Origin of the sequence: Paenibacillus sp. VT-400 (genome assembly GCF_001029205.1) — a bacterium.
Lineage (GTDB): Bacteria > Bacillota > Bacilli > Paenibacillales > Paenibacillaceae > Paenibacillus > Paenibacillus amylolyticus.
Window position 1 is genome coordinate 192,257 of record NZ_LELF01000065.1, and the last position, 8,100, is coordinate 200,356.

At 43.5% G+C, this 8,100-nt stretch carries 9 protein-coding genes; 4 read left to right on the forward strand and 5 right to left on the reverse strand.

The window, feature by feature from the left end; all coding sequences use genetic code 11:
* Window positions 1–66: 66 nt before the first annotated feature.
* The 3 genes from EL84_RS10575 to EL84_RS10585 form a co-directional block, all read right to left on the reverse strand.
* Window positions 67–987, reverse strand: a complete 921-nt coding sequence (locus EL84_RS10575) for a PAS domain-containing methyl-accepting chemotaxis protein (protein ID WP_235200715.1) — start codon at window positions 985–987, stop codon at window positions 67–69.
* Window positions 988–1,458: 471 nt separating this feature from the next.
* Complete coding sequence (locus EL84_RS10580; RefSeq protein WP_200904524.1) at window positions 1,459–1,983, reverse strand: VOC family protein; 525 nt, start codon at window positions 1,981–1,983, stop codon at window positions 1,459–1,461.
* A 228-nt stretch (window positions 1,984–2,211) separates the two neighbouring features.
* Window positions 2,212–2,655, reverse strand: a complete 444-nt coding sequence (locus EL84_RS10585) for a VOC family protein (protein WP_036606754.1) — start codon at window positions 2,653–2,655, stop codon at window positions 2,212–2,214.
* Window positions 2,656–2,742: 87 nt separating this feature from the next.
* Here EL84_RS10585 and EL84_RS10590 point away from each other — a divergent pair, with 87 nt between their 5' ends.
* The gene (locus EL84_RS10590) at window positions 2,743–3,711 is read left to right on the forward strand and encodes a helix-turn-helix transcriptional regulator (protein ID WP_047841652.1); all 969 of its coding nucleotides are present in this window, start codon (window positions 2,743–2,745) and stop codon (window positions 3,709–3,711) included.
* A 41-nt stretch (window positions 3,712–3,752) separates the two neighbouring features.
* Here EL84_RS10590 and EL84_RS10595 read toward each other — a convergent pair whose 3' ends face one another.
* Entirely contained in the window at window positions 3,753–4,934 is a 1,182-nt protein-coding gene (locus EL84_RS10595; RefSeq protein WP_047841653.1) for a CynX/NimT family MFS transporter, read from the reverse strand.
* A gap of 169 nt (window positions 4,935–5,103) precedes the next feature.
* Between EL84_RS10595 and EL84_RS10600 the strand changes: the two genes are divergently transcribed.
* Window positions 5,104–5,985 carry a LysR family transcriptional regulator gene (locus tag EL84_RS10600; RefSeq protein ID WP_082218964.1) on the forward strand — a complete coding sequence of 294 codons (882 nt, stop codon included), beginning with the start codon at window positions 5,104–5,106 and terminating at the stop codon, window positions 5,983–5,985.
* Between the two features lie 21 nt (window positions 5,986–6,006).
* On the forward strand, window positions 6,007–6,681 hold the full coding sequence (locus tag EL84_RS10605) for a VOC family protein (protein ID WP_047841654.1): 675 nt from the start codon (window positions 6,007–6,009) through the stop codon (window positions 6,679–6,681).
* Between the two features lie 43 nt (window positions 6,682–6,724).
* Here the strand turns inward: EL84_RS10605 and EL84_RS10610 are convergent, their stop codons facing one another.
* Window positions 6,725–7,090 (reverse strand): MerR family transcriptional regulator, encoded by a 366-nt coding sequence (locus EL84_RS10610; protein ID WP_047841655.1) that lies wholly within the window; start codon window positions 7,088–7,090, stop codon window positions 6,725–6,727.
* A gap of 129 nt (window positions 7,091–7,219) precedes the next feature.
* Here EL84_RS10610 and EL84_RS10615 point away from each other — a divergent pair, with 129 nt between their 5' ends.
* Complete coding sequence (locus EL84_RS10615; RefSeq protein WP_047841656.1) at window positions 7,220–7,870, forward strand: nitroreductase family protein; 651 nt, start codon at window positions 7,220–7,222, stop codon at window positions 7,868–7,870.
* Window positions 7,871–8,100: the final 230 nt, after the last annotated feature.

An 8,100-nucleotide genomic window follows, 5' to 3' on the forward strand; every position in this document is an offset into this window, starting at 1 on the left:
GTTTTTTTGAGTACTGAACGACAAAAAAACGGTTCCTGTGCAAGGAACCGCTATTACTATATATTGTTATACGATTCTGGTCACATGCTCCGCTTTGGCATCCAACAAGTGAGCTGAAGCAGCAATTGCTGTAAAATCATTCAATGCAATCTCAATCTGCTTCTGGCTCTGCTCCACATATTCTTCTACTTTTTTGGTACCACCTGTGATATTACCAATCTCCTTTGTTATTCCGGTCACGCTATCACGAATCTCATTAATCGAACTCTCCACCATTGCGGATAGTTTCTTAACTTCCTTGGCCACGATATCGAATCCTCGTCCGTATTCTCCTGCATGTGCAGCCTCAATGGCAGCATTCAACGCGAGCAGTTGCGTCTGAGACGAAATCTCGCGTATCGTTCGTACCACGCCCTGAATCGATCCGGCCTGTTCCTGCAAATGAGTCAACGTTGCACGGTTAGAAGTTGACACCTCTGAGATATAGGAGATACTGGACATTAATTCCTGGCTCCGTTCAATGCCTACATCTGCCTGCCCATTCAGTTCATGGGACATCGTTTTCAGCTCATTCACTACGACCGAAATGTTGTTCTGACGGTTGGTAATGTTGGTGGCGATTTTGGAGACACCCAGTATCTTCTGATTCGTCTCATCGTACACCGGCATATATGTCGCTTCAAGCCATACAGAATTCCCCTTTGCATCCTTGCGTTCAACCTTGTCCTGGAAGCTGACACCATTAAATATGCTATTCCAAAAAGCATCATATTCCGGAGTATTTGCAAATTGACCGAAGCACAGTTGCTGATGCTTCATGCCGTACATCTCATCTACCGTATATCCCATCGTCTGGGCAAAGACTTCATTCACGTAGGTTACCCGGCGATCCAGATCGAATCGAATGATAGCAAGACTTTTCTCCATCGCCTTGATGACCATTGCATCGGTGACAACATCTTTCTTTTCCATATCTAATATAGACACTTGATAACCCCCACAGTTCATTCCATAATAGACAGCCTTTAACTAGCAAAAACGATCATAACAACATATGTATCCATCAGGTTCTAGATCGCTCTACTATGGATACCCGATTTGTAGCATTTTGGATCACCTGTTGTTATTTATTTTTATTGCAACCCTGTTCAGTCAAAATATATAGTTGTTCCTTCGTTTCAATGCTTCTTCAATATCCTAGATAAAAGGCTTCCATCAACATACTTTCGGAGCATATTCATCGTCCAGAAAAGAGACGTTATAACTTATCTTATCCGTAAAATATCTCTGTATCTACTAGTACGTATCGTAACATAAGGCAAAGAGGTATACACTTCTGTATTTGTAACGTATTTGTAACATAATTTCTGTTTTTTAATAACCGTTTAACCCCTATATACAAGAAAAACAGAACGATTTATCATGCATCGTCCTGTTTCTTATCGAGTCTCATCTTCATTATTTCTTTCGTGGTGTCCAGCGCTTCATTTCACTGTGATTTGGATACTGAATGCCCGTAGGATAGGAGATCAGCTCGATCAGCATCCCCCAAGGTGCTCTTCCATACACAAACTGATTGCCTTCTCCACCTTCAATATGACCGGTCAATGCCCCAGGCTCTGTTAGCAACACCCCGCCCGCTTCCTTGAAGTGTCGTGCAGCTTCTTGCATATCGTCCACATACAACGCCATATGCTGCAATCCGTAATCTGATGCCCTAACTGGCTCCGATTGCGCTGTATTCGCGTACTGAAATAACTCTATACTGGCGCTCTCCCCGAGCGATAACATCCGAATATGAATAACCTTTGCTCCTGAACGCAGTCCTAATTTACGCTCTGCCTCAGGTCCTTCCTGTGGGGGATCATCCGGCGTTATATGGTCATAGGCAAGTTGAGCTCCAAACGCCTGTTGTAGAAATAGTGTCGCCTGCTCCATATCCGGTACAGTTATTCCAATATGGTCAATTCCTCTCGTAATCATGTTATCCCTTCTTTCCTTTATCCATTGAACTTGCTTGTACACAGCGACATCCGTACCTATATGATTTACACGAAAAGGGGTCCGCTATAACCATCGGTTGCTCGAACAACCTTGTATAGAAACCGAAGAAAGAAGAGCGCATGATATCCATGGCTCTTCTTTTTTTGATGTTTTTAAGTTAGTTACAGGTTTACATATCGAGTGCTTAACCGGGGGCCTGAACTCATTTTAAAAATCGTGTACAGTTACACATAGCTGAATCGCAATGCCAAATGGGTCCCGTACAATACCGTATCCTGGGCTGAATTCATTTTGTTCATACGGTACCAGTATCTTCACACCCTCATGTTGCATCAGAGAATGATACAGTTGATCGATTGTATCTTTATCTTTGGACTGAATACATAGTGACGTGCTGTTCCCCAGCTGCCATGCTCTCTCCGTGTCCATTGCTTCTTCCGCAATCATGACTTTGTTAACCCCAATCTCCAGCACCGAATGTGTAATATACTCATCTTGACCGGCAGGGTACTCGAAACCCGGGTTCATTTCCTTCATCTCTTTATAACTTTTCTTGAATATCACCTTGGCGCCCAGAAACTCTTCATAAAAAGCAATGGCTGCCGCCGCATCCCCGTTCATCGACAAAAATGGTATCACTTCAAAATTCATTATATTGCCTCCTTGTTCCTATTGGATTACACTTATCACTATAACAACTAAAGGTGCCAATCTATGGCACCATTAAGAGGGTTTGATATGAAAAAATCAGAACGTATGAACCAGATGCTGCGCTTTATTAACCAAAAACAACAGTTCACCCTGCAAGATCTCATGCAGGAGTTCCAGATATCCAAACGAACCGCGTTAAGAGATATCGCTTCATTGGAAGAGTTAGGTGCGCCCATCTATGTCGAATATGGACGCTACGGTGGATATCGACTGTTGCAACAGATGCAGCTGCCTCCCATTTCGTTTAATACGGGGGAGCTTCATGCCCTTTATTTTGCGATGCAGGCTCTTCGCAGCTTCTCCAGCCTACCCTTTCAAATCTCTTTCCGTACCATTCATGAGAAATTTATGAACGCGTTATCCGACAAGCAACGACAGGATATTGAGAACATCCAACACCGGGTTTACTTCCAACATACCGAGCAGATCCGCGACAGTGCACATTTGGAGTTTCTGTTGATGGCTGCTGTTCAGAATATAGTGATCCAGATTACGTACGCTAATCAGCGTAGATCCTCTGATCAAAGGCCATCTTCTGCAAACACCAATATCCGCACCATTCAACCCATCGCGCTCTATGCCAGGAAAGGTTATTGGTATTGTCAGGCCTATGATCTGCATAAACAAGCGTATCGTGTATTCCGCTGCGACCGCATCATTTCAGCCGAAACAACGGAGATTGAACCTTTAACTCATGTAAAGGAACTCTATTCACAGGATGCCCAATCTCTATGGAAACCATCGGAACAAGCAATTCCATTCAAATGCCTGATTGATGAAGCCGGGATGGAGCTATTCCAGCAAGAACATTTCCCATCTATGCAGATCAGCGAGAAGAGGGGACACATGTATCTTGTCGGTTCGTATGAACCTCACGAGCTTGATTTCATAGTGAGATATCTTGCGGGCTATGGTAAATCGATTAAGATTATGGAGCCCGTCATCTTACAGAAAGCATTAAGGCAGTACTACCTGGACTTATTGGATCATGTATAAAGATCATCATATTTCTATATCCATTTTACTTTACATGCCTTTTAGCTCTGCTCCTGGCTAACTTTTAAACTTTTTTTATTACCAATAGCCAATTGAACGATAATCTGCAACACGATGATGATAGCCAAACCATAAAATGCTTGCACGAAGCTGCCTGTTAGATCGCGGAGCCAACCAATCGCCAGCGGCCCAAGTGCTCCAAGAATGTAGCCACCAGATTGAGTCATAGCGGACCAGCTACTCGCTTCCTGAGCATTGTTTGTCTCATCAATCGGCAACATAAGTGCAATCGGGAACAGTCCACCTGCACCAATACCGAGCGGAATCGCCGCGAGCCACGGACTGACAGAGAGATTCAGCATCAGGACACCTATTAACTCCAACATCGCACATCCAACAAGCCAGAAGACACGTTTTTGGTACCGATGTACAAGCATGGGAATGAATAACGTTGAGGGCAGTGATATCAATGTAAATAACGTTTGGATGTTGCCAGCAGTCTCTTGGCTATACCCATGGCTCTGAATGGCTGGCGCAAGCCAGGCGGTTAATGAATAGAAGATCGCGGCCATCAATCCAAAGAACAGTGTCAGCACCCATGCACGCCTGTTCTTCACCGGAAGTGGTGCATGGACTACAGCCGAAGTTTGTCCGGATTGCCGCTCTGTACGCGCAGACCAAGCTAATTTTAACCAGATTGGCAATGCAATGGCTGCGAGTAATGCCCATGTAGCCAAAGAACCTCTCCAAGATCCACCCAGCGTATGCTGGAGCGGAACCGATAACCCCACACTAATGCTGGCCCCCATCACCATTGCTGTAGAGTAGATGCCGACCATGGCTGCCACTCGGTTAGGGAAATACTGCTTAATGAAGCTGGACAACAGCGGCCCTGCCAATGCAATCCCTACACCTGACAGAAAAGAAGTGAACATCATCAACGGAGTTGCGCCTACGAACAATCGTAATCCCGTACCTATCCCAATAAGGATTAAAGCCAGCACAATGGCTCCTTCGTTCCCCCACCTCCTACTTAGTCTTACAGAGAATGGAGCGAATATGCCCATACATAATACCGGTAGTGTAGTTAACAGACTGGCGGTCATGCCGCTCAAACCCAGATCATTCTGTATGGTACTCATCAGAGGAGAAATGGAAGTAATCGGTGGTCTTAAGTTCAGTGAAGCCAGAATAAGCGCCAATACAATATAAAAAAGTTTCATTATGAATCACCTCATGGGAGTAGTCTCGTTGCCTTCACCAAAGATCCTATTCTTTAATGACAAGATCTTCGGGTGGTGCACGAATTAAGTATAGGATCATTATAATGATTGAACAATACTATTGTTTCTATTAAAATGATTACTAAAACCAATGATTAGAGGTGAATTCATGGAGATTCGTCAAATGGAAAACTTTATTACGGTGTGCGAGGAGCTTCATTTTACACGGGCAGCGGAGAAACTTGGCATATCTCAACCTACGTTGAGTCAACAAATACGTGGGTTGGAAGATGAACTTGGTGTTCCTTTGTTTGACCGCGTCGGCAAAAAGATTGTGATGACCCAGGCAGGCACTCTGTTTCTGGAGCACTGTGTACAGATGATCCGGCATTTACAGAATACCCAGGATGCTCTAGCTGAATTTCGGAATGATCAGCGGGGACGATTGGTTATTGGTGTTCTTCCGTCGGATTTGGATTACCGTATCACTCCATTGCTCGTTGATTTTCATGCCCGATTCCCCAAGGTACAATTGAAGGTTATCTCTTCGATCTATGTCGTAAATCAAGTGTTGGAAAATGAAGTCGACATCGGCATCGAGATCACGTCTGCCCCGGATAGGCGGCTTGTACGCATTCCTTTGTGCAGTGAAGAATATGTACTCGTCGTTTCCGAGAATCATGATTGGGCTGAACGAAGCACAATTGAAATTCAGGAGTTACGTGATATCCAAACGGTGATGTTCCCCGAAGGATTCACAGGCAGAGAATTGGTTGACGGCTATTGCCGTAAATATGGATTTAGCCTAAATACCATCATGGAGACCAGTTCAGCAACCTCCATCATTAGCCTGGTCAAAGCCAACGTTGGAGGAACACTGCTGCCTTATCCTCTGATCCAAGCCATGAATGAACCTACGCTACGTTGCATCCGAATTACAGACGATCCGCCATACCGGCACTTTGAGATCATCCATCGGTCCGACCGTTATCTGACGCAATCGGCCAAGGCATTTATTGAGAAAACAATCGAGTATTTCAATCAAAGGTGAGATTAAAAGGAGGATATTGAAATGATAATAAGAGAAGTTGGTTTGTTGACACATCAGGTCGAGGCCATAAAAAAGTTTTACGGTACACTAATGGAATTGAATCTTGTGGAGGATAATGCAACATCCGTTTCATTCCGTGCGGGGAACTCGGTCCTATCTTTCAAGAAGGCACCAGAACAAGAGAAGCCCTACTATCATGTAGCATTTACGATTCCAACGAATAAACTTGCTAATGCAAAAAGATGGGCTCAAGACCGTAACATTTCATTGCTATCCAAAGATGGACAAGATGAATTTTATTTCCCCTACTGGGATGCAACAGCCTTCTATTTTTATGATCCAAGCGGCAACTTGATGGAATTTATCGCTCACCATTCACTCGATAATGCAGTTGATGAAGCTTTCGAAGCGAAGCATCTGTTATGTATTAGTGAAATCGGTCTGCCTGTCGATGATGTTCCTGAGACAATGAACACATTGAATGAGCATTATCAACTTGAACCATTTGCCGGAGACGGAAAACAATTCTCCCCCACGGGTGATGCAGAAGGCATGTTTATTGTCATTGATAAACAGAAGCCCTGGTTCCCAGACGGACGCATGCCTAGTGTATTTGCTACGGAGGTGAAGGTGGAAACTGGGCAGCCCGGTAGTCTGCGTATACAGGACGATATGTACTCGATTGAATCGATATGATGTAAGAACGTACTGAATGAAAACCTATAGAGGGACTTCCGGCTTAATACTTACCAAAACCATCCTCACACGTGATATCCGATTTAAGAATTTCGTACAGATTTTGTTTGGAATTCTCTAATTTATTTTGTATTTCTTCAATTTCTGATATTTTCGCTCGGATAATGCTTGCTTGATCATTACTTGAAAACCCATGTTTAGAGATCATAGATTGGATCTCATGGATCGTAAAACCAACAGCTAAACATTGTTTGACCACTTCCAGATGCTGAATAATGCTCTGCGCATATATTCGATAGTTATTATGATCTCTCAGCATATGTTCATCCGGGATAATACCTATTTTCTCGTAGTAACGAATCGTGGATATCGGAAGGTTTACATGGTTCGCTACTTCACTAATCTTCATATGTATTTCCCCCGTTTCTTCTTCTTGCTATAAAGTATACTTCATAGTTTACAATCCTCATAGTGAGACAGATGGAGATATAATTTATACCCTACTCTCACCAATATAGATATGAGGAGAGATTTCAATATGAACACAATTACTGGTCAATTCAACAAAATAAATGATTTTGATAACATCGTCTTGGAGCGCCATTCCGTTAAAGTCTACGACCCTGAAGTGAAAATCAGTCGCGAGGAGATGACCGAAATACTGGCGAAAGCTTCACGTGCCCCTTCGGCCATTAACATGCAACCTTGGCGTTTTCTTGTTATCGACAGTGCTGAAGGCAAAGAGAAACTTGCACCACTGGCCTCTTTTAACCAGACACAGGCACTAACGTCTTCCGCTGTCATTGCCGTATTTTACGATGCTAACAACGTTGAATACATGGAAGAGATCTTCAGAAAATCAGTGGAACTTGGATACATGCCCCAAGACATCATGGATATGCAGATGCAGCAGGTAAAACCTTATTATGCGAACATAAACGTATCCGAATTGCGTGACATGAACCTCATTGACTCAGGCCTCATATCCATGCAACTCATGCTCGTTGCCCGTGCTCATGGCTATGATACGAACCCTATGGCTGGTTATGACAAAGGTCAGATCGCCGAAGCGTTCGGCCTGGATAAAGAACGGTTCCAGCCCGTGATGTTGATCTCCATAGGTAAAGCAGCCAAAGATGGCTATCCTTCCTATCGTCTCCCGGTTGAAACGATTACAACTTGGGCATAATCAACAGCTACTCTCAAGACTAAAATGACTATGGATGATGCTATAGTAAATACTAAGTCTGAAAAATAGATGAAAATCACTGTACATCCCATAATACCAGAGTACTCATCCTATATCAGTTAAAGGCTTTCATTATAATAGCCTCATACTGATTTGGACATAGGAACATTAATTATACGTTCATAAACAAAGGGTCCTGATGACAACTGTCATCAGGACCCTTTGTTACA

Coding starts and splice junctions, on each gene's coding strand:
- EL84_RS10615 (WP_047841656.1), top strand. CDS start 7,220: ATGAACACAATTACTGGTCAATTCAACAAAATAAATGATTTTGATAAC.
- EL84_RS10600 (WP_082218964.1), top strand. CDS start 5,104: ATGGAGATTCGTCAAATGGAAAACTTTATTACGGTGTGCGAGGAGCTT.
- EL84_RS10580 (WP_200904524.1), bottom strand. CDS start 1,983: ATGATTACGAGAGGAATTGACCATATTGGAATAACTGTACCGGATATG.
- EL84_RS10610 (WP_047841655.1), bottom strand. CDS start 7,090: ATGAAGATTAGTGAAGTAGCGAACCATGTAAACCTTCCGATATCCACG.
- EL84_RS10590 (WP_047841652.1), top strand. CDS start 2,743: ATGAAAAAATCAGAACGTATGAACCAGATGCTGCGCTTTATTAACCAA.
- EL84_RS10585 (WP_036606754.1), bottom strand. CDS start 2,655: ATGAATTTTGAAGTGATACCATTTTTGTCGATGAACGGGGATGCGGCG.
- EL84_RS10605 (WP_047841654.1), top strand. CDS start 6,007: ATGATAATAAGAGAAGTTGGTTTGTTGACACATCAGGTCGAGGCCATA.
- EL84_RS10595 (WP_047841653.1), bottom strand. CDS start 4,934: ATGAAACTTTTTTATATTGTATTGGCGCTTATTCTGGCTTCACTGAAC.